Genomic DNA, 21,047 nt, shown 5'->3' on the forward strand with positions numbered 1-21,047 from the left:
TTATAAAAATATAAAGAAAAGGATGATTATTCACCCTCTTCTACTCTCCTTTTTCGCATCAACCACTTCATTACGCTTTATAAACTTAATAACCAGTGGCAATATAATTATGATTGATACATACGTCATCACGTCATTTGGTATCAACTGTACGAAAGTGGTGTTTACAATGCTCAACGCTATAGCTAAGAGGAAAAAGGCTAGATGTACCATGTCTAACGCTTTCGTCTTAAAGATAGGTATTCCTGTTTTCTTTATAGCAATCGTAATAAACACGCCAATCAAGAGGATGTAAATTGCCATACAGCGACACTCCTTTGTTTATACTTTATTACTGAGGAAACACACCAGTTGGAACGACCGCATATCCTAAGCCTGTAACTCTTAGCCTAACACCGTTACCTTCGTGCTCGGCTTCAATCATGTTGCCTAATCCAATTAACCCCCCACCGATAGTTCTCGAAATAACACTTACAAGCTGTCTAGGTGGAACCGGAATATGTCTAGAGATCAATTCGAGTGATACTGCCGGGCCACCAGGTGTTTTAATCCTTCATAAAGGGTTCTAGTTTCGTTGGCGTTAAAAATACATTGGATCCCCACCAGTATACATCAACACCACTTCTATTTGACATCATGCCAATTGTATCGCTAGATGATAATAAGCAGCCAAAAGGCTGCTTTTCTTGTCAATGATTGATTCGTTCATTTGTTCTGTACTTAATTGCCCGTTTTCGTCAGCTCGTTAAAAAACAAACCGGAACGTACACCATGTTAATGTGTCGCTATCTATGCATTTTTTCATAAATGGGCACAAATCTACTGTTGTAGTTAGTGGTTGTTTTAGAGTGGAGCGAGCTGCAAGAGTTTCTAAGAACGTCCCGTTTGCTTTCTTAAAAATTTCTAGCAGACCTTTTGGCAGCCTCGTTTGTTAGTCTTTTGGTTTAATCAAATACAACATGTTCATGAGTACGACTTAACCAGGAAAACTGCCAATACTAAGCAAGAAAAGTTGAGTTATATGGTAAAATGGAATTGTTAAGGAGGATATAGATGATACCGAATGACAATCAAGAAGTTACAATGGCAGGAACTATTTCCTACAAAGATTACAAAAAATATGCGTCCATGCAACAAAAGAAAGTTGTTCTAGGTTGTTTTGCAATTGCTATGTTACTCTTCATTCTATTGATCTTAACCTTAATTGAAGGTACTCCTAATTTGATTGAATTTATGGTCATTTTAATGTTTGCATCTATTATGTCTTTTTTTTACACTACCATTCTAATCATATTGTTACGTTGGCGTAATCGACGTGAATATAAAAGTGACCAAATGATTAAGAAGGAAGTTAGTGTTACCTTTACTGCTGCTGGTGTAGAGCAAAAAAGTAAGAGGTCAATTGCTCATTTTGAATGGGGAGACTTCATCTTAGTACAAGAAGGTAAGGGGTTACTATTACTCTTTGTATCAAAAAACAAGGCAGTCATTGTTCCAAAAAGACACTTCTCTAGCGAACTTGAAGTTATGGTCTTGAAAAAGTTAATAGTTGAGAATGTGGGACCAAGTAAAACAAAAATTAAGTACCCTAGTTAATAATGATTTGAAGATACAATTGCATTTTCGCCTGTTCAGGTTGATGATCTCCTTTTAGTGAACTTAATAATAGATCAAGTATTTTGTATGCATCAGTTCTACTTGACTACCTGGATTAATTAGAAAGAATTTATTCACTACAAACATAAGAACGCCATGCGTTCTCCCCATATCGACAAAAGAGGGATTTCCCCTCTTAGCGCATATCCCCCCGTTCTCTTAAGCTCGTGTAGCTTGCACCTTGGCTGACAATCAAGTGATCCAGCACTTGAATGCCGAGGCAGGTTCCTGCCTTTTGAAGTCGTTTCGTAATTTGAATGTCTTCTTCGGACGGTTCGGTATCGCCTGAAGGATGGTTATGACTGACGATAATCGACGCCCCATTATTGAGAATGGCCGCTTTGAACACTTCTCGTGGATGCACAATGCTGCTGTTTAAGCTTCCGGTGTGCGCCTGATGAATCGCCACCACACGGTTTTTGGTGTTCAAGACCAAGACAAGTAATACTTCTCGGTCTACATCGCCAATGATCCCTTGCACCATCTCGACCGCATCGGTTGGTGACGCAATCGGACTCCACGTCTCTTCTACCTCGCGAACCACTTGCTTAATGTGTTGGACTTCATAGATTTTTTTCATCGCCTTCAGCTCCTTTGATTTGGTTGCCGCGACCCAAATTCTTGTAAAAAGGAACGTGATGGAGCGCCTCTGGCGCTGCGAGGCATCAAACAGCGGCTAGCGCGCGTTTGGAAACCCAATGATGTAGCCCGGCGTTTCAAACGTTTGCGTTGATTACGGCGGCTTCACAACTTGGATTCCTTACGCGGACTTGTGGTGTGCTGATCCTTCACGGACTCATGCGCAAGGATTACACTAAGGAGACCAAAGAAGAAGGATGCTACGATAAAAAGCAGCCACGTGGCTGCTTACCTTAATGTGTTGTTGACCAATTCTTAATAAGTTTTGTACTTGATTGCCGTTGTCGTTCGCTCGTTACGAAACCCATCTAAGCAGTCTTTCATAGATGGCCACAAATCTACAGGTAGCAGTTATCGGTTGTTTTAGAGTGGAGCGATCTGCAAGAGTTTCTAAGAACGTCCCGTTTGCTTTCTTAGAAACTGCTAGCAGACCTTAAGGCAATCCCGCTTGTAAACGGTCTTCTTTGTTTTTGTCATTTACTTGCACCAACCCCAACCGTCGTACATGTGAATAAATGAGTCCATAATCGTAATTCAACCGACGGCTCATATCTACACTCAATCAAAATGATGATTTAGTCAATAATCGAACAACGGCTATTTCTGTCCTTTTGCAAACATAATTTACATTTAAGAATTTCAATGTGTTGGTTTGTAAACTTCTCAGGTCTATCCCCAAACATCCCTTTTGGTGATCCCCCTTTCATCTGACGCTAATTGTTCTAAGTTCAAATTTACGTACAAACCCCGTAACCTCTACAAGCAAATGAAAAATGAATTCCAAGATTAATAAAGTATTAAATGATTAAACAGTAAGAATTCTTATCGTTTGATCATTTAACCGTAGTTATAATTACTAATAATTCGGTATTAACTCTAACTCGTCAGTATTTAAAGTAAGGGTTGACCTACTCAACCTTAAAATATATCTATTGGGTAGGTAAGGAACGTTTGTGATTTTATCATATAAAGAAAACAAGACAATATATGAAATTCTCTCTAAAAATAAACTAACTAAATTTAATTCAGATTCAAAAAGCGGCGTTTCGTAACTATCACTTAATTCAGGTATTCTAAAATCGTCTACTTTTATTAATGGACCAATGTTTACCTCACTATCACTTTTACTTATGAAGAGCACATTTTCGCATAATTGATCAATTTGTTGACAATTTACATTAGTATCAACAATTAGAAGGTCTAACTTATTTGTACTCAAAGCGGTGTTAACTTCTAGAAATGGTAGATTATTAAGCTTAGAAATTAATGGATTAAAGCTCTCACATGCCAAAAAACCGATTTTAAATTTTTTAGTGAAGTTTTTAACACTCTCAGCATAAAAAGAGAATGTATCTTGTCTAAATTGGTATTTATGCATCTCATAATACTTTCTTGCATAAAAATAAAAATCACTGTCTTCAACATCTTTTTTCAAAAACATACTGCTATTTTTCTCTATTAAAACATTCAATAATTTAAATTCGTTATCGTTTTCTTCATTGTCAATCGAAATCCCGTAATAGACTAACTTAGCAAATTTATCAAAATTTATGTTTCGAACTTTACATGCAAATACAATTTCATTTTTCCCAATATCTAATATAACTAATGTTTCTTCGTACTTTTCCATAGTATAATTTAAATCTAATATATACATAAGAACATCCCTATCCTAATAAGTAAGTTGATAAGACAACTTGACCTTTTCTATCAAGAAGTTTATTTAACTCAAGATCAATATAACTCTGTAAAGGAATACTTCCTAATCCCAAATAATTAGCAACTAATAAAATATTTTGCCCCATATGACCTACTTCTTGTTGAACAAGTTTATAACCAATATCATTGTATTTTAAGGAGATTTTATTTAAATCAGTACTTAAAGCAATAATAAATTTCACATTTTCTGGTATGTCTCCTAAAAAACCAGATTGCACGCTCTCCCAACTAGTATTCTTTGCGAATACTAGTTTAAGATCTTGAATGAATGAAATTGTAGGGGACTTATAAAATGCGCTAGGATGGGTAAATTCCTTAAAAATAAAATTGATTTCCACATTATATAGCGCTCCTCCCGATGGATAGTTTCTTTTGTTTAATTTATTTCCGAAAAAAGCTAATTGGCAAAAACGAGATATCAATTGTTCATTAATTTCGCCATTGTAATTAAGTGAACTAACTTGACTATTGCGTTTAGAAAGAGTATTTTCAAAGATATTTTTTTCCGCGATTTGGTAGTTAAGATCGAAATTAAGTTGATCTGGATAACTCTTTGTCGTTTTCGGATTATTAATTTCTTGATATGTTTGGTTTGGCGCAAATTCTTTTGCTTTAATTGATGAAAAATGATAGTTAATAAATTTATCTTTAATATCTAGTTTATAGTCCCACAAATTCATTGCTTAGAGCCCCGTTCACTATATTCTTTTAAATGACGTTTAACCCATATCAAGATGGCTCTTTCATATGGAGGTGAAGCACCTAATCTATTATTTGTCATATGGACATGAGAAAATATAATTGTTTTAATTGAGTCATCAGTTAAACCCTTAGATGTTATAAAATTCATCTGTTCCTTTATTTTATGTAAAAGTTTCCCAGTTTCTTCGTCGATTAAAATTTGATTTGTTAGTTTTTCTATTGCGGAGTTATTTTTTTCGAAAAAATCCAACAGTTCATCTTCGTTGCTACTTTTAAACGTCTCCCAAAAATTTATATTAAAATCTAAATCGTTACTTAGATTTTTCTGATCAGAACAGGAGTATAACTCTTTTAAAAGAATGTTTGAAATTATTGCGGAATAAATCAAATTATGTGAAAAGCTCTTTCTTTTAACCAGCAACAACCTAACCAGTTCACTAGATAACATAAAAATTGATTCAGAGAACTTCATGACATGTTCTCCCCCGTACCTTTCGTACTCTGGGTTATACTCGTATGTTCTGACTTCTCCGTTTTCATGCCATTCTAAAGTATCCTTATCAAGTGCTTCACCATCAAATAAATGATCTTTAAAATATTGCTCTTTAGTTAGAGTAACATCCGTCGAATTACTACTAACGAACGACTGAATTATATTTTGAAAGTTCATTTTTGTTTCAATCGTGGGGTTTAGTACCCGAAATCTAATATGTGGTCCGCCCTCCCAATATCTTAAAAAGAACCACTTGTCTATACTTCCTTCTGCCAGATTTTTTTTTGCTTGGTCCGAAAGTAGAATTATTAAGTCATTGTGCTGTTTAAAGTCATGGTTAAATATGTGGTAAGCTACCCAGTTGTTCATATATTCCTCCTAAGGAAAAGGATGTGGCATTTTATTTATTTTATCAATTTCAATTTCTTTTACTTGTCTTCCTGATAGAACTGGACCCTTTTTTATTCTTTCACGCAATAGTCTTCTGTATTGATGTCCAAAAGAAATCGGATGCATTCCTGGCACACAGACCTTAACACATTTAAGGTTCTGATCATATAAACCCTCTCCGCTTAAATTAGTCAGATATACATCATCGTAATGGTCAAAGACTTTGCCCAATAATGCTTTTATATCTTCATTTAAATATTCTGCTTGATAAGCTTTTCCGCTGTACCACGTTGGATAAAGATCTTTTAATGCCCTCTTTTCTCTGTTCTCACTCAACACGAAATTGAAATTATCAATTGATTTTTCATGTGAGTAATAGAGAACGTGATCACTAAATTCAGTTAGTTTGTCTATATTTGAAAATATATCCTTTTTCCTTTGTGAAAATTCTTTGGAATTAAATAAGTCTTCGTAAACAGGTACAGACGTCGCTGTTTCAATTAATGCACTCATAAGAGCACTTTCTGGGTTAAAATGTGCGCCTGCAGCACTATAAGTCTTAACTATAGCGTTATCATTATGATTAATCATCAATGCCCATATAGAGGGAATTTCTAATTCCATTGACATATCAAAGAAGTGAATTGAATATCCCTTAGATTCAATGTATTCAACTACTGGAATGACTTCAATTAAGTTAGATTTATAAATATCTACCTCAACTAAAGGCAGTTTATTATAAAAAGCTACAAAGAAGTTATCTCTTTCTATATTCTCAAATAGACCATACAGCAAAGCCTCTTCTAACGAACTTCCTAATGCTGCACCATTTGAAGATTCGTATACATAGCGCTTGGCTTCTTTTTCTTTAGTATCATCAAAATAATGAACCATCTGTTCAGGGATAAATACATATGTAGAATTCTTAAGAGACCATGCTCGAACCCAATTCATCTTCAAGTCATCATTATATTTGATATACGTAAAACTTGGATGATCCAATTGTTCATCATCGTGAAGACCAAATGACCTAGGGTTAACTGCCTCTTCTTTTAATTCATTATACGAACCATAAACAGAAATCCTACCTTGATGATTATAAGAATTATAATGCCTTTCTAAGTTTTCTAATATAGCTGATTTTTTAGCGGTAGCATATGAAAAGCCTCTACCAAAAGAATCGTTGCTAAAATTGGCCTTTAAGAAGCTCTCAGCTCCTACCATTGGTATAAATGTCGATTGAATAGAAATATGATTATGTTTCATAATTCCAAGAAATGCATCCTTAATATCCGCTTCCATTTTATCAATATTAAAATTTTGTATACCTCTATAATTGAATGGACTAATTTTCTTAAAGTTAGTTTCAAAAATTTTGTCTTCGCCAAAAGTCGATTGCAATTTACCATGATTGTAACTATCTTTTGAAACACGATGTTCACTAATATTTGCAGGGGAATTACTCACAATCCAAATTCTATCTGTCACATCATCAATCTCATTATTTAAAAATAAATTGATAAGCTCTTTCATTTTTAATGAACACAAACTTAAAAAAAGTTCATTATATTCTATATCACCTTTACTTGTTGTAGAGTCACTGTTAAGTATAAATCTATGGCCAATATCATTAATGGTCATTTTTTCAACTACATGAGTGATATTAAGTGACTTACCAATCGTTAGTGGACCTAGATAACAACTGTTTCCTAGTAGATTACCCCTTAATAAATTCAGGCCATTTGCTTCGCACAAATCAACCAATCCTCGCTCATATTCATGATTAAAATAATCACTAACATAAACTAATAAGGCATTCTCTGGTATTTCTTTAATATGTTCAATTGTAATAATGCCTTCTATACTTTCGGCAAGCTCTAACTTTAAACGGTCAAAAAAGAAGCAAGGCTTTTCATTGTGTTTTAACAAAAACATCATGTTCTATCACCTCAATTAAATAAATTTTAAAGCCGGAATTTGTGATTAAATTATTATATGCCCACTCTTTGATTTCTAATTTATTTACATGGTCTACTAGATTACACTTATCTCCATTAGGGTAAACTGTATTATTGTTTAAGATTTTTTTACTTAAGTCCTGTTTACTTTGAAGCAACACATTTCCCTTGTTTTGAATGAACATGCCATAAACAAAATTCAAAGTTGAATCAGAAATTTCTTGTAATGAAGATCCCAGAGTATTCCAAGTCATACTTTCACTTTTTTTAATTGCCAATTCATAATAATTATCTTTTATACTGGTACGTAAAATATAGGTATACTCGTTTTTTTGTCTTTGTAACTGTTCACGAATATATTCTCGTGAGTAAAAATTTGATTTAGATTTATCTATCAAATAATCTAAATCTACTTCTTCTTCTTTTTTTTCTTTCACTAGATCCAACAATATACTAATTTTATTTTGCTTCAATTCAGCATCATTACTTGCCGCCACCCAGTGGTATCTAATATTATCGGTCGTCGAGTTCAACAGTTCTGGAATTGCTCTCTTAAAGGTATTTATATAGCTAGTGATAAAGTCTGACTCAACTCCAAATATTTTTTTCTTTTCACCTTGAGGTATAGTGAATTCCACATAGGATACGTTAAGGGGTACTTGATTTAAATCATTATAAATTGGTGAATAAAGAACATTTGGAAGTGATTTACTAAACGTTCTTAGTGTAGCAAATCCTTTTTGCTTATCGCTAGTAGGTAAATTGACAGTATTTATAGAAGCCTCTTTCGTCTCTTGCCAAAAAGGTATAAAGAAAAACTCTTCAATGCCTTTCTTTGAATCAACTGTGTAGTAATAAGAGTTATATTCTTTAGTAGAATTAAGTATTTCAACGCTTTTATTTAGCGCTAAGACTAAGCTTAATTCTAAGTTTGACTTCGTAGACTCATGATTAATCTCTAAAATTAGTTTATCGATCTGATTTAATTGGATACCTTTTGATACTAAAAATTGGTCTTCATACATAACGACGAAAATATCAGTATTGATGATTGATTCATAATTTTCCTTTACATATGTATAATTATTATAATCAAATAAAAATATATTAGCTTCTTCTACTCTCAAACTAATTTTTGTCATAAAATTTCTAAGTAAGTAAGAAAACTTACTCGTTTCATTACACATACCTAAAACAGCTGGTTCCTTTTTTTCCATTCCTTTTTCAGTAATTTTTTCAAGTTCCCCTTTAACCCTTGTAATAAGTTTTTGAAGAGAATCATTAGTTGAAATTGATTCTTCATTAATCCACATGTCTTCAATCAATGGATTTACAAGAGCTAAATGAGATGCAATTCTTTCGTTTTCAATTTTAAATTCTTTGTTTGCATTTTTTATAAAGAGCACATTATTAAGTACTTTAAATTGATATTGATATTCACTTATCGTTTTCATGTTCGAATACCTCCATCCAAAGTTTCAGAGAAATCTTTTATTAACTCAAGGTAATTCTTATTTTCAACTCTTTCAACACCTCGACAAACTAAATTACACAATTTATTTTTAGTGAGTACTGATGCTGAAAATAGAGGTAGTAGTGTATAAAACCAATTAACTAATAATCGACCCAATAAAACTTCTTCCGTGTTGTAAAAATCCAAATTTACATGTTCATTAATACTTTTATGAAATTCACTTAAGTCAGTGTTATCTTCATAGAATTGAGAGATTGATTGACCTTGATTAAATGTGATTTGATTATTTTTTAATCCAACATAATACAATGCATCTAATTCTTTTACAGCGTTTAAATAATAAATCAAATAGCCTTTATCTATTTCTTCATAATTTTTAAAATCATTACGGTAATGATTGAGGAATTCACCAAAATTTTCATTTATAAACTCTTCTTCTACTTGATTCTTAACCTCCAAATTATTAAGGATTTTCTTTCTTGTTTCAAAAGGATAATGTTTTATCTGTTGCTTAAATCCCTCTAAATGTGACTTATAAGATAAATAAGATTCGTTTATAGGTTGAATAGTCGATTTACTTGATAAAGATTTATAATCCCCCAGAATGGTAAAAAGCTTCAAAAGAAAGATTAGTCTTTGTTCACTCGTCAAATGATAGTAATAACTCCCCACTTCTAAAAATAATTCAGTTAAAATTTCCTCTTCTTTAATGCCAATCTTCGCATCTTTCATCCCAGATTGATGATTATATTCATTAGAAGATATTGAAAATTGAGCAGCTAGCGGGAGATACTCGCCCTTATAATTTTCCAAGATCGCTAAATTGTTAACTACGTTCTCAAATTTATCGTAGTCTATCTCTTCCACATTATTCTTCATTAATTCGTCTCTTAAATTTTCCAGATATGAGTGTACGATAAATTCCATTCGCTCCAAATTATTGATGTTGTCACTGCTCACAATTATTTTTATATGTAAACCATTGACCCATCCTTTCTTGATGATCAATCCATTATCTTTGAATATATTCGTCTTCCAATTTACATGACATAAATAGTTAATTGCTTTTTCCATTACAGATTTATCATATATAAAGAAACAAATCTCTTTAAAGATCACTTATTTTCTCCCCTTTTTTGTAACCTCTACTATTCTTTCTTCAACTAATTCTTGATCTAAGTCTGGCATTATTTCCTCTATAACAAGAGTTTTATTATCATTTAACAATCGTTTAAATAACTTTATAAGAGTCGGACTGGTTACATCAATAAATTGTGGCTTCTCACGGCTCATTATTGAACCATCATTTATGTGATTATAGACGAAGAATTGTATTGGCAATTCCATTTCTCTCATTCGATCTAGAATTTCAATTATATCCAGGTTTTTTTCAAAATAAGCAAGAAAAGCACTACTCTTTATTAACCATTTTTTCCTCGATATAATTAAATCCTCTTTAAATGTAATTCGTGGTATCTGAGATATTATTTGATCTTCCTGCATAGCTTTCAACTTGATATCAATGAAGATTGAACTAATTGTTGAATAAAGTGCCAGGTCCCTAGATAATAAAGACATTACGGATGCTACCCCAGGTAGTAACATTGGCACCAAGCTACCTAAAAAATAGATGTTTAACTTCTCGTTTCCAACATAGACATCTAGCTCTCCTGTTTTGTTATTAAATTGATAGGACGTATCCATCCAGTTGTATTCAATTAAATTGTCCTGATGTTGACTAAACTCCGGAGTATTAAGAATCTGTATTTTCTTTCCTGTTACATTAAATCTAGAATTTGCATTAAATCCATAAGTCGAGTTTATATCTACAAGGTTTGCTTCTTTTATAGAGTTAGTTATATATTCTTTCATTTTATCAGAGCTTCCTACTTCATTTTGCAATTTCAGAAATCTAGAAAAATAGATTAAATTGCCTTCATAAATGTGATTTACGACTAATAAATCCTTCTTAGATTTTTGAACAAAAAAAGAATTAGATTGTCTTTTTTCAAGAAGTTCCTTAGGGAATTCATTGACAACTTCGTTAATAAATTCTTCATCTAGATTAAAAGTATTTTCTTTAGACATACTTCCATTAATCAACTCTTCCATCTTACTAAGAAACCTATTTTTTACTGCTAACATATTATTAACTGTCTGATTTTCATACTTCAACTCACTAACACTCACTTGATTTGTTAAGATATCTATGTTTTGCAAATACCCATCAAAAAGGATTTGAAGAATATCTTCCCAGTGATCTTTTGTGTTTATTTTATTAGCCCCATATTTCTCTTTAAATTTGTCGGCCATTAATAATTGTAATAAGTAAGAACTATTAAAAACATTTAGAAATTTCATTAAATTTCTTAATGAATCCTTATGTACAGCTAAAAACTCATTATTCCCCACATCTATTGACAAGTCTATTGCGTCTTGATAAAGTATTTTCGCTTTATCAAATTTCTCAATTGAAAGATAATTACTAATTTCTTCAAAACAATTCGTTATATACATAAAAGTCTTATGTTGAGCATAATAATCTTCTTCATCAAACGATTCTAAGCTCGTTAAAACATTTAATAGTTGACCATGAACAAATTTGCTCTCATTCGTATTAAATGTCGCCAGCTTATTAATGCAATTTTCAAGTAAATTTTCAGCATTTTGAGGAAGAGGGTTTACAATCACGAAAAAACTCTGCCTGTAAAGCTTCAAAAAGATTTCTTCAGCCTTTAATCGGTCTAAATTATGTTGACTCTCTACCATAAAATCTATTATTTCTTTATAATCAAATTCACTACTCTCATAGAATTCTTGATAAATACTATTAACTAGTTCAGAAAGCTTTATTGAAACTAATCTATCTTTTGTTTTATAAATCTTTCCACTTTCTTCATTATCATTTATAAGTGCAGTCCAAAAAATCTTATCTCCCTCAATGTTCAAAGTAGGAATTAACCTGTATTTCATTTCAGGAAATAATAAAGGGTTAGATACAACTTGGTCAAAGATCATATATAAATTTGTTTCATTTACACGAGTAACTGTCTTTTTTTCACCTTTTATGAGAGGATTATTACTACTAGTTTCAACAAATTGATTGTATGTTAATGTACTAAATGGGCTTGTTTTTGTTGCTGCTCTAGAAAAAATTTTTGCTAAAGTTATGTCCATTTTTTTCAGTTTAGCATTGTGCTCTAAGTATGGTGTTTCTATATATTTATCATACTTCGTAAATATATTTGGCTGTATAAATTTTAGAGCTTTTGAGATTGAGTATTTATCATTTTTAAATACTTCATACATTAAACCTCTTTCTTTTTCTTCTACTTGGTTGAATAAATCTTTTAACATTAGCTCAATATTATTAAGGTTATATAAAAGTTTATTGTACTTTATGTAGTCTTCCTCTAGACTTCCCTCAAGAATACCTAACACTGAATCATTTTTTGATTCTCTATTATTAAAAACATCTCTTTTTAGTTTAATAACTTTTTTTCTTAAAGTATCATCTCTAATTTCTTTAATTGCGAATTCTAATTTATTTATTAGTTCCTTCTTTACCGCTTCTAAATGTTTTATTGTTTTAATTCTGTGACTAATCTTTTGATCAATATCTTTGATTCCAAAAGACTTTATATAACTAGTTGGTAAAATGGTTTGCCTTCTTAAACTCATTGGCGAAAATACATAGTTCTTTAGATCTGCCTCAGGTTCTTTAATTTCAATTTTGTTCATTGTATTGTCCAGCCTCCATCTATTACAAGATTATGCCCGGTTATCATGTTCGATTTTTCATCAATAAGGAATAAAGCAGCTTCTCTGATATCAAGAGCAGTCCCATATTTCTTTAGCGGTATCCGATCTAAAGCGTCTCTCAAGAAATATGGTGAATTCAACAAATCTTTGTTTGTTTCTGTCTTTATAAAAGTTGGCGATATACAATTAACGCGAATGTTAAATGAAGCTAATTCGAGAGCAAGCGATTTCGTCATTTGAATTAGTAATGATTTAGATATTGAGTATGGAACTCTTTGATAATTAGCTACCATGCCATGCTGTGATCCAATAAACAGAATGTTACCTTCTTTTTTATTTGTAATCATATTCTTTGCAACAATTTGAGTAAATAACAATGTGCTAGTTGCATTAATCGTAATAATTCTATTTAATTCATCTTTAGAAAAATCCATAAAATCTTTAAGGATGTTAATTCCTGCGACATTAATTAAGACGTCAACTTCTCTTGTCAATAAAAAACTTTTTGTCGCTTCTTCAAAATTTTCATTAAGATAATCAATTGCTATACTTTCAATTTTGTTTATGATCTTTTCATCTCTAATTTTTTCGATCTTTTCTCTTAATTTTTTTTCCTGTTCTATATTATCTGTTGCAATGATACTCCAACCGTTGCTATAAAGATATTCTATAAGCGTAAAGGCAATCTCGCTATTCCCTCCAGTAATTAGCGCTGTCTTCATAATGTTATACTTTCACTTTTGATATTGATCTCAACTAGAGTATTATAAATGATATCTTCTAGTAACAATACTTCTTCATCATTAATAATATAGGGAGGAAGCAGTGCAATACCGGAAGTTTTATATGTTGCGAAAGGATACACTAACAAACCATTCTTTTTCATTAATTCCACATAAGCCCATACTTCATTAAATGATAGCACTTTGTTCTTATTTCTAAGTTCAACTGCAAACATCATACCTTCTGCCCTAATCTCATAAACAGTCGGTAATTTATCAACCCTGTTTTTTAGTGCTTGATAAATTTTATTGCTACTTCTCTTAATCTCAGAATTGACATTAGGTCCCTCGTCTAATATATTTAGCACTTCAATAGCAGCCGCAGCACAAACTGGGTTACCATTTTGTGTGGAAAAATGAGGAATAGGCTCATTCATGTCTAAAAGATCCGATACTTTATCATTGATTAATACTGCTGCCATTGGTAAATATCCATTTGTCATTGCTTTAGAAATACAGACTATATCTGGCTTAATGCCTAGCGATTGGTAGGCAAAAAAAGAGCCCGTTCTAAAGTAAGCAGTAGTAACTTCATCCGATATTAACAGAATTGAATATCTCTTACAGTTCATTTGAATGCAAGATAAGATTTCAGAGTCCAGTTTAATTACACCACTAGAAGCCATAATAGGTTCTAATAGAAACGCAGCGATGTTCTCATGGTTCTTTTCGAAATAAGCATTAAGATATTTAATATAATTAGAATGATCGTTTTTGTTAAAATCTGGAGTGGCAATTAAAGCGATTCCTGGTAATTTAGGCGATATCGTGTTCATCTCGTATTGTTCAATTCCAGTAACAGACATTGCTCCATAGGTTGTTCCATGATAAGAAATATCTAATCCTACCACATATTTCTTTTTATTATCATTTTGATTATAGCTAACCTTCCTTGCCAATTTTATCGCTAGTTCTATGGCCTCGGAACCAGTGGTGCTGTACATCAATTTACTAAAATCGTTACCAGATTTACCCAAAATTCTCAATGCTAATTCTTCAGTCTTTTCATTTGTATTGGACCATAAATTCACAAAAGGTATTTTATTCAACTGACTAGAAATCGCATTATTTATCCTTTTGTTTTTATATCCCAATATTATATTCATTAGACCGCCCAGACCATCTAAATACTTATGACCTTCCGAATCAAAAACAAAAACTCCTTCTGCATAATTCACTTCTTTCAAGATTCTTTTTTTATTTTCTTCCATGTATGGATAGATAACATGATTTTTTTTCATTGTTTCACTCCTCGATCTCCAAGTTAATGTTGAGTTTATTATTAAGAGATCTAATAATATTCTTGAGTGTTGAAGAACTTATGTTTAAAATACCCGATGCCTTTTGATAAGAATTGACATACATAAAGACTTCTAAAATCATAGTGATATTTGCAGTTATTATGTAAAATTTGTTAGTCATCTTTATATAGACATACGAATGTTTTTCAATACTAAATATGAGATAATTACGCTGAATATATAATTCCTTATCTAATTTAAAAAAATGAGTCTTTCTTAATGTATTAAATTTTATTTCTATATTGCTAATGTTAAATTTACTACTATATATAAACGACCTTAAAATATTTCTTATTTTAACAAACTCTTTAACAAAGACATTTTCTTTAATTACATTATTATATGTACTGGTTAAACGCTTGTCTGAAGCAAATAAAACACATGAATTTTTTCTAGATTGATTTATCTCGTTTACTTTTAAATCACTAAAACAGTTAAAATTAGAAAGAAAATTTTCGCCTTTTGTTTCCAAATGACGTATCTTAGTAGATCGCGTGCAAAACTCTTCTGGGTTCCACATACATTCATCTTTTATTAAATAATAAATTTCTTCAACCTTTAAAGTACCTTTTTTATTTATCTCTTCTATATATTTCCCATAATTTAATATGTCTTTTTCATTGTTAAATACCACTGTTGTAATTTCTTCATCTCTAATGTGAAAAGGAGACCTTGATTTCCTCTCAGAAAAACTCACAACAGTCATTTTTTTATTTACTTGCGTATGAATAAAATCAACAGAATAAGTTCTATCACTTATTTTAATTAATTCTATTTTTTCAAGTCCATAACTATTATTTTTATTATTCATGACCTTATTATTAATAATTGAAGAATTTATATTTTGCTCTAACATAATAGACTGAAAATCTTTGTTCGATAAATCTTGATTCACAAAATGTTTAATTCCTGAATAAAACAGATTCTTAGGATATATACCTGATATTAGTAAGTTAAACCCTCTAGTATATGGGTTATTTGCTGTATTTCTAGTTTTATGATTATGTAGGTTAATTATGAAAGATTTGTTTGCAAATGTTTCTTCCATGTATGTAATAACAGGTTTTAAGCGTTCATCACCATTAATTATAACAATTGGAACACCAGCTTCTTTAATCAAAGATAACAAATTAAATATTACCAATTGATAATCTTCCAATTCGTGACTTCTTATTTTTTCGAAGGTGTTTTTTTTATAAATGCCTTTCGAAAATCTACACATCATTAATCCATCATCATCTACTATAAAGTCAAATTTTATAGCTGTATTAACCAAAGTACTTCCTCCTTTCTTAAATGATCGAAGGATCTATTATCTGCTTTTTTTAACAAAAGCTAATCTTAATAGAAAAGCTAAAGACATTTTTTCACGAACATAAAAAGCATAACTAAAAACATTAAGCACTCCTTTAAACAGTATGAGTATGTAGAGGACTGACACACCAATTGCAATAAACGCTAGCCATGTAAATCCATTAATCATAACGTACAATAAAATGAAAATTGGAGAAAATAACGGTATGAACATTAAAACAGACGATACGGAAACCCATAATTCAATGTCTGTTGATGGCAAAAAAATTAATAAGCCAAATAACAAAAAATATGGAGATAGCACCAATAACGAAACAGGTCCAGATTCAGTAAGACTACTCACTTTTATACTTAAACCTAATGTAGTTAATACAGAGGTTAACAACATTAGCGCACAAACTGCACAGCAACCAATAAAAAACATGAAACCACTGAATGTTAACCCACTAAAAATTGGTTGAACAAAGTCACTGTAAATACTAAATTCATATGGATTAAATATTGAAAAAATAGATGAAGTTAACACGATAGCGAGAGCAGTGCTAGCTATTAATACTAAGATTAAAACAAAGGAAGTAACCACTTTACCGAATAAATAGTGTTTCTCCGCAATACTAGTATTGATAATCTCTGATACTTTGCTATCCCTATCTTCTACAATACTTTGCATCATAGCTGCTACATTACTAAAAAGGAAAAACATAAGAGCAAAGGCAATTACGTTAACAACTCCCAAAGAACTACCAATTCCTTCAACAACAGCAGATTCATTTTGCAAAAATGATAATGATGGTTCAAATAGTATCAAGTATAAAGCAATAATCATTAATATAACTAAATTCGTAACAAAACCAAATGTTATACTTCTATTAAAGATTAATGTTTTCATTGAGATGTATGAATACGATAAATATTTATTTATCATCGATTTCTTCCTCCTGATTAATGCTTTTAAATATTTTCTCCACAGTTGGTTTTTCTATTATAAAGGTCTTAGTTAAACTAGAATCAATTCTATCCAGTAAAACGTTTTCATCGCCTTCTGTATTTAACTCAATTTCATATAGAGTATCTTTAATATCAAACTTTAAGTTTAAACTTTCTAGCAACTCACTATTAATAGAAGGATTTTCTATTTTTAATACAGAATTATACCTCGCTTGTATATTATTAATTGTGTCAAAGTGAATTAACTCACCCTTTTTTATAAATAATAACCTATCTGATAAATGTTCAATACTGTCCATCTTATGACTAGAATAAATAATGGTCGTACCATTATCTCTTACAGTCTTTATTGCACTTATAAATAAGTCCACATTTATTGGATCCAATCCACTAAATGGTTCATCGAGTATAAGTAGTTTAGGTTTATTCAAAACCGAAACAATAAATTGAACTTTTTGCTGATTACCTTTTGAAAGGTTACCTAATAATTCTTTTCTTAAATTATGTATTTTGAAGTATTCTAACCAAAAATCAATTGTTTCAATTAATTCTTTTTTCTTCCTTCCTTTTAAGTAACCAAATGCTAACAATTGAGAGTAAATATCCGTTCGATTGTAGAGTCCTCTTTGTTCAGGTAAATAACCGACGTCATCTTTTAAGTCGAATTTTTCTTCATTAATTGAAATAGTTCCCTTATCAGGAAAATACATCTCCAATATTAATTTGAACAACGTCGTCTTACCTGCACCATTATGACCTACAACACCAAGTATTTCATTTTTTTTCACGTTCATTGAGAATTCATTAAAAATTTTCTTTTCCCCTAATGTTTTAGATATATTTTTAGCTTCTAGGAGACTTGACATTACTTTCATCCTTCCTTTCACGACCAATAAGGTTTAAAAACCGGATTATAAATAATCCGGTTTTATGATTTAAGTACTTCCCCACGTATCTTATGTTGTAGATGTAGAACTTGATCCGCATGTAGAAGAAGCGCTACAGCTAGTTGAACCACTAGAAGCAGCTGTCTCTGGTAAAGCAGTAACATCTTCTAGTTCAACTATAGAAAATTCTAAGTCACTATCTACTTTTGTTAGTACTTTGTTATCACTCATTACATTCACCTCCTTTCAATAGTTTAAAGAAATTAAAGCAACTAGTTTCTAGCAACAAACAAATTTTTATGTATTTTTTTCATCAATGTGATTTTTTCATCAATTCCATAAGTTCTAAATTTAGATTAATCTATAAAACTCTAACAGTCAATAAAAAAATTAGTAAATTGATTAAAATTTATTAATTTATTGGAAAAAACCTCTTACAAATTACCTCTTTATGTTTTACTATGATTTTATAAAGAAAAAATAAATATATAGAATAAAGAGGTGCATAATGATTTACAACAATGTATTTTCAAGTGTATATAACAAAAAATTCAATAATTTCTCTAGAGTGGTTGGTCCGATGCTCTATGAATATCTACAGGACAATTTATCATTACATAAAAAAAACAAAATATTAGATGTGTGTTGTGGTACTGGTACATTGGCGAACTTTTTTTTACAAAAAGGACATGAAGTAACTGGAATAGATTTATCAGAGGACATGCTTAATCACGCGATTAAAAACAATAGTGAATTCGTACATAACGGATATGCTAACTTTTATTTATGTGATGCCAGTAATTTTCAACTTGATGAAACTTTTTCATTTGTTTTCTCTACCTACGATTCATTAAACCATTTGGATAACTTTTCAGAATTAACGAGTTGTTTTGAATCGGTTTATAATGTTATGGACAATAATGGAATCTTTATTTTTGATCTCAATACATACTTAGGATTGTCTAAATCAACAGGAATGGTTATTAACGAGGACAATAATCAATTGAATATTTCTCAAAGCTTTTATGATCCCATATCCAATAAAGCTTCTACAAATTATCGGGGCTTTGTAAAAACAAATCGAGATGAATTATATGTGCATTACAATCAAACCATTTATAACACTATCTATAAATTAAACGAGGTTAAAACTTATCTACTTGAAAATGGATGGTTTAATGTCCAATTTACTGATGCACGAAACTTAAATAAAGTATTAACTGAACCAGAAAACGAACAAAGGGTATTCATAATTGCACAAAAGAAAACAAAATAGCATTATCTCTTTTTAAATATTAAGTTATTCAATCATTATATCAAATCCACATTGACGTCAATAAAAATCCAATGTGAATGTGACTATAACTAGAATTTACTTGTCTTATAATTTTTAGCAAGGAGCTCAATGAAAATCAATTTCCTCGTGTCTGATAATCTTACAATTATCTATGAGTGAGTGCCAAGACAGCCAAAAACTGCCTTTACTTATATCTACATGCCATCATCTACCTCTACGATTGAAATGCGCAATCGTAACATTTACGGGCAACTTATTGCAATATGAGCCATGCTAAATCTAGTAAATTAAATATTTAATTCTAAAAATAACAACAAAAAAGTGTTGACTCCTCAAAAAAATTAAAATAATATATAAAATGTATTTAACATAATTATAAAAGGAGGTTTTACGATGAAGACTCAAGATAATACAATTGATTTTGACCTAGAATTTTCAATTGTTGAATTAGAAGACGTCGCAGCTTTACCTGAAACAGCTGCTTCTAGTGCATCTACTAGCTGTAGTCTTTCTTCAACATGCGGTTCAACATCTAGCTCCACTACTTAAATGTATATTTCAGATTATTAATACATTTATCTGGTATGACTCTAATTCCAAGTTAAAAAGAAGTCTTTTTAACTTGGAATATCTAATGTCAAAGAGCTTCAAAATTTTTTTAGATCAAGTTACTTTAATTTAGTAATTAATAGTAGCTTATTTGATGCTTTTAAATCTATTTGTAAGGGAAGTCATCTATATGCAAAAAGAAATGGTTGCTTCAGTCTCAAGTTGCTTACTAGGATTAACATCAATATTCTTTTGCATTCCTTTTGTTAGTTTGTTGATTGCCATTTTTGGTTTAATAATCTCTAAAAAAACACTTAAGAACAATCCAGAAAAAGACTTCATTTATCAAATTAGCTATTTTGGGAAAATACTTAGCATAATAGGAATTGTGATTGGAATCGTAGTTATCTTATTTTTTATAGCCTTGTTCATTTTGCTAAGATCATTCTTTCCTGAAGATTATGTTGAATATATGTTATGGTACTTCACCTAATATAATAAATTCATTTTACCTTTCTCTTATCAGTTATCATCCTCAATATTCTACTTCACGTTTCATTTTTAATCCAAAATTTTAACCCCCCTACAACATAAAATATTAATTTAAATTATCATTTTCTGTACTGTTTTTTAAAAACTACATTTTTTTAGATCTGAATACATAATGTAAAAACATCAACCTATTAATAGATTGATGTTTTTACACACGTTCAAAGAATTTGAAGAACTGAGTTTTATTAAGTAGTTTGCATTCTTAAAATAAAGTTTTTCATACTGTTACTTTATACCCGCCATAATGATTATATTTAAAAGTAAAAAAATTACTTGTTATGAATAGAAGCAACAATTTTTCCGAACCTTATTAATATAGAATACTTGGTATAATTAAACCTAAGTCCTGCTGGAAAAATAACTGTTTTTGCACGTATTTTATCCGTAAATAAATTTCTGATTAAAAATATAATACATATTTTTTTTGTTTTGAAATACAATGGGAGAGGTCAATTTTTTGAAAAGGAGTTTTATTAACATGACGGAAGATATAAAAATTCTCATAGAAAACGAGAGTAGTGTGCTTGATGACTTCAGAGCTAGGATACTAACTAACCATCCTATGGCAAGCTTTAAATTATCATTAAGAACTACTGATGATAACAAAAGAAAGTTTCAATCACA

At 30.7% G+C, this 21,047-nt stretch carries 20 protein-coding genes; 4 read left to right on the forward strand and 16 right to left on the reverse strand.

Annotation, left to right across the window (positions count from 1 at the left end; translation table 11 throughout):
* Positions 1–30: 30 nt before the first annotated feature.
* The gene (locus ABC361_RS21415; protein WP_413075968.1) at positions 31–303 is read right to left on the reverse strand and encodes a hypothetical protein; all 273 of its coding nucleotides are present in this window, start codon (positions 301–303) and stop codon (positions 31–33) included.
* Positions 304–331: 28 nt separating this feature from the next.
* The gene (locus ABC361_RS21420) at positions 332–514 is read right to left on the reverse strand and encodes a hypothetical protein (RefSeq protein WP_413075969.1); all 183 of its coding nucleotides are present in this window, start codon (positions 512–514) and stop codon (positions 332–334) included.
* Positions 515–1,053: 539 nt separating this feature from the next.
* Between ABC361_RS21420 and ABC361_RS21425 the strand changes: the two genes are divergently transcribed.
* Complete coding sequence (locus tag ABC361_RS21425; protein WP_413075970.1) at positions 1,054–1,596, forward strand: YcxB family protein; 543 nt, start codon at positions 1,054–1,056, stop codon at positions 1,594–1,596.
* A 196-nt stretch (positions 1,597–1,792) separates the two neighbouring features.
* On the opposite strand, the gene ABC361_RS21430 is transcribed toward ABC361_RS21425, so the two are convergent.
* The 14 genes from ABC361_RS21430 to ABC361_RS21495 all read right to left on the reverse strand — a co-directional run bounded on the left by ABC361_RS21430 (position 1,793) and on the right by ABC361_RS21495 (position 18,256).
* Positions 1,793–2,236, reverse strand: a complete 444-nt coding sequence (locus ABC361_RS21430) for a JAB domain-containing protein (protein WP_413075971.1) — start codon at positions 2,234–2,236, stop codon at positions 1,793–1,795.
* Positions 2,237–3,151: 915 nt separating this feature from the next.
* On the reverse strand, positions 3,152–3,952 hold the full coding sequence (locus tag ABC361_RS21435; RefSeq protein ID WP_413075972.1) for a hypothetical protein: 801 nt from the start codon (positions 3,950–3,952) through the stop codon (positions 3,152–3,154).
* A 10-nt stretch (positions 3,953–3,962) separates the two neighbouring features.
* A complete protein-coding gene (locus ABC361_RS21440) occupies positions 3,963–4,694 on the reverse strand; it encodes a nitroreductase family protein (RefSeq protein ID WP_413075973.1) in 732 nt (243 codons plus the stop codon).
* Positions 4,691–5,578, reverse strand: coding sequence for a thiopeptide-type bacteriocin biosynthesis protein (locus ABC361_RS21445; protein WP_413075974.1), 888 nt, complete (start codon positions 5,576–5,578; stop codon positions 4,691–4,693). Before ABC361_RS21445 ends, ABC361_RS21440 begins: the two co-directional genes overlap by 4 nt.
* 9 nt (positions 5,579–5,587) lie before the next feature.
* On the reverse strand, positions 5,588–7,537 hold the full coding sequence (locus ABC361_RS21450; RefSeq protein ID WP_413075975.1) for a YcaO-like family protein: 1,950 nt from the start codon (positions 7,535–7,537) through the stop codon (positions 5,588–5,590).
* A complete protein-coding gene (locus tag ABC361_RS21455) occupies positions 7,512–9,011 on the reverse strand; it encodes a hypothetical protein (protein ID WP_413075976.1) in 1,500 nt (499 codons plus the stop codon). The genes ABC361_RS21450 and ABC361_RS21455 overlap by 26 nt, the downstream gene beginning before the upstream one ends.
* The gene (locus ABC361_RS21460; RefSeq protein WP_413075977.1) at positions 9,008–10,150 is read right to left on the reverse strand and encodes a hypothetical protein; all 1,143 of its coding nucleotides are present in this window, start codon (positions 10,148–10,150) and stop codon (positions 9,008–9,010) included. The genes ABC361_RS21455 and ABC361_RS21460 overlap by 4 nt, the downstream gene beginning before the upstream one ends.
* Positions 10,151–12,772: a lantibiotic dehydratase gene (locus tag ABC361_RS21465; RefSeq protein WP_413075978.1), complete on the reverse strand. Its 2,622-nt coding sequence runs from the start codon at positions 12,770–12,772 to the stop codon at positions 10,151–10,153.
* Positions 12,769–13,515 carry an SDR family NAD(P)-dependent oxidoreductase gene (locus ABC361_RS21470; protein ID WP_413075979.1) on the reverse strand — a complete coding sequence of 249 codons (747 nt, stop codon included), beginning with the start codon at positions 13,513–13,515 and terminating at the stop codon, positions 12,769–12,771. The genes ABC361_RS21465 and ABC361_RS21470 overlap by 4 nt, the downstream gene beginning before the upstream one ends.
* A complete protein-coding gene (locus ABC361_RS21475; RefSeq protein WP_413075980.1) occupies positions 13,512–14,816 on the reverse strand; it encodes an aminotransferase family protein in 1,305 nt (434 codons plus the stop codon). Before ABC361_RS21475 ends, ABC361_RS21470 begins: the two co-directional genes overlap by 4 nt.
* Before the next feature lie 4 nt (positions 14,817–14,820).
* Positions 14,821–16,152 carry a hypothetical protein gene (locus tag ABC361_RS21480; RefSeq protein WP_413075981.1) on the reverse strand — a complete coding sequence of 444 codons (1,332 nt, stop codon included), beginning with the start codon at positions 16,150–16,152 and terminating at the stop codon, positions 14,821–14,823.
* Positions 16,153–16,188: 36 nt separating this feature from the next.
* Positions 16,189–17,115: an ABC transporter permease family protein gene (locus ABC361_RS21485; RefSeq protein WP_413075982.1), complete on the reverse strand. Its 927-nt coding sequence runs from the start codon at positions 17,113–17,115 to the stop codon at positions 16,189–16,191.
* A complete protein-coding gene (locus tag ABC361_RS21490) occupies positions 17,105–18,004 on the reverse strand; it encodes an ABC transporter ATP-binding protein (protein WP_413075983.1) in 900 nt (299 codons plus the stop codon). Before ABC361_RS21490 ends, ABC361_RS21485 begins: the two co-directional genes overlap by 11 nt.
* A 90-nt stretch (positions 18,005–18,094) precedes the next feature.
* Positions 18,095–18,256, reverse strand: a complete 162-nt coding sequence (locus ABC361_RS21495) for a thiazolylpeptide-type bacteriocin (RefSeq protein ID WP_413075984.1) — start codon at positions 18,254–18,256, stop codon at positions 18,095–18,097.
* Positions 18,257–18,533: 277 nt separating this feature from the next.
* Between ABC361_RS21495 and ABC361_RS21500 the strand changes: the two genes are divergently transcribed.
* The 3 genes from ABC361_RS21500 to ABC361_RS21510 all read left to right on the forward strand — a co-directional run bounded on the left by ABC361_RS21500 (position 18,534) and on the right by ABC361_RS21510 (position 20,364).
* Positions 18,534–19,301: a class I SAM-dependent DNA methyltransferase gene (locus ABC361_RS21500; RefSeq protein WP_413075985.1), complete on the forward strand. Its 768-nt coding sequence runs from the start codon at positions 18,534–18,536 to the stop codon at positions 19,299–19,301.
* A 414-nt stretch (positions 19,302–19,715) separates the two neighbouring features.
* Entirely contained in the window at positions 19,716–19,871 is a 156-nt protein-coding gene (locus tag ABC361_RS21505; RefSeq protein ID WP_413075986.1) for a thiazolylpeptide-type bacteriocin, read from the forward strand.
* Positions 19,872–20,061: 190 nt separating this feature from the next.
* Positions 20,062–20,364, forward strand: a complete 303-nt coding sequence (locus ABC361_RS21510) for a hypothetical protein (protein ID WP_413075987.1) — start codon at positions 20,062–20,064, stop codon at positions 20,362–20,364.
* Positions 20,365–21,047: the final 683 nt, after the last annotated feature.

This window comes from Shouchella phoenicis, from assembly GCF_047238345.1.
Lineage (GTDB): Bacteria > Bacillota > Bacilli > Bacillales > Bacillaceae_D > Shouchella.

What these genes read in the sequence shown, in the direction of transcription:
- ABC361_RS21415 (WP_413075968.1), bottom strand. Translation starts at nt 303, where the DNA reads ATGGCAATTTACATCCTCTTGATTGGCGTGTTTATTACGATTGCTATA.
- ABC361_RS21425 (WP_413075970.1), top strand. Translation starts at nt 1,054, where the DNA reads ATGATACCGAATGACAATCAAGAAGTTACAATGGCAGGAACTATTTCC.
- ABC361_RS21430 (WP_413075971.1), bottom strand. Translation starts at nt 2,236, where the DNA reads ATGAAAAAAATCTATGAAGTCCAACACATTAAGCAAGTGGTTCGCGAG.
- ABC361_RS21435 (WP_413075972.1), bottom strand. Translation starts at nt 3,952, where the DNA reads ATGTATATATTAGATTTAAATTATACTATGGAAAAGTACGAAGAAACA.
- ABC361_RS21440 (WP_413075973.1), bottom strand. Translation starts at nt 4,694, where the DNA reads ATGAATTTGTGGGACTATAAACTAGATATTAAAGATAAATTTATTAAC.
- ABC361_RS21445 (WP_413075974.1), bottom strand. Translation starts at nt 5,578, where the DNA reads ATGAACAACTGGGTAGCTTACCACATATTTAACCATGACTTTAAACAG.
- ABC361_RS21450 (WP_413075975.1), bottom strand. Translation starts at nt 7,537, where the DNA reads ATGATGTTTTTGTTAAAACACAATGAAAAGCCTTGCTTCTTTTTTGAC.
- ABC361_RS21455 (WP_413075976.1), bottom strand. Translation starts at nt 9,011, where the DNA reads ATGAAAACGATAAGTGAATATCAATATCAATTTAAAGTACTTAATAAT.
- ABC361_RS21465 (WP_413075978.1), bottom strand. Translation starts at nt 12,772, where the DNA reads ATGAACAAAATTGAAATTAAAGAACCTGAGGCAGATCTAAAGAACTAT.
- ABC361_RS21470 (WP_413075979.1), bottom strand. Translation starts at nt 13,515, where the DNA reads ATGAAGACAGCGCTAATTACTGGAGGGAATAGCGAGATTGCCTTTACG.
- ABC361_RS21475 (WP_413075980.1), bottom strand. Translation starts at nt 14,816, where the DNA reads ATGAAAAAAAATCATGTTATCTATCCATACATGGAAGAAAATAAAAAA.
- ABC361_RS21485 (WP_413075982.1), bottom strand. Translation starts at nt 17,115, where the DNA reads ATGATAAATAAATATTTATCGTATTCATACATCTCAATGAAAACATTA.
- ABC361_RS21490 (WP_413075983.1), bottom strand. Translation starts at nt 18,004, where the DNA reads ATGTCAAGTCTCCTAGAAGCTAAAAATATATCTAAAACATTAGGGGAA.
- ABC361_RS21495 (WP_413075984.1), bottom strand. Translation starts at nt 18,256, where the DNA reads ATGAGTGATAACAAAGTACTAACAAAAGTAGATAGTGACTTAGAATTT.
- ABC361_RS21500 (WP_413075985.1), top strand. Translation starts at nt 18,534, where the DNA reads ATGATTTACAACAATGTATTTTCAAGTGTATATAACAAAAAATTCAAT.
- ABC361_RS21505 (WP_413075986.1), top strand. Translation starts at nt 19,716, where the DNA reads ATGAAGACTCAAGATAATACAATTGATTTTGACCTAGAATTTTCAATT.
- ABC361_RS21510 (WP_413075987.1), top strand. Translation starts at nt 20,062, where the DNA reads ATGCAAAAAGAAATGGTTGCTTCAGTCTCAAGTTGCTTACTAGGATTA.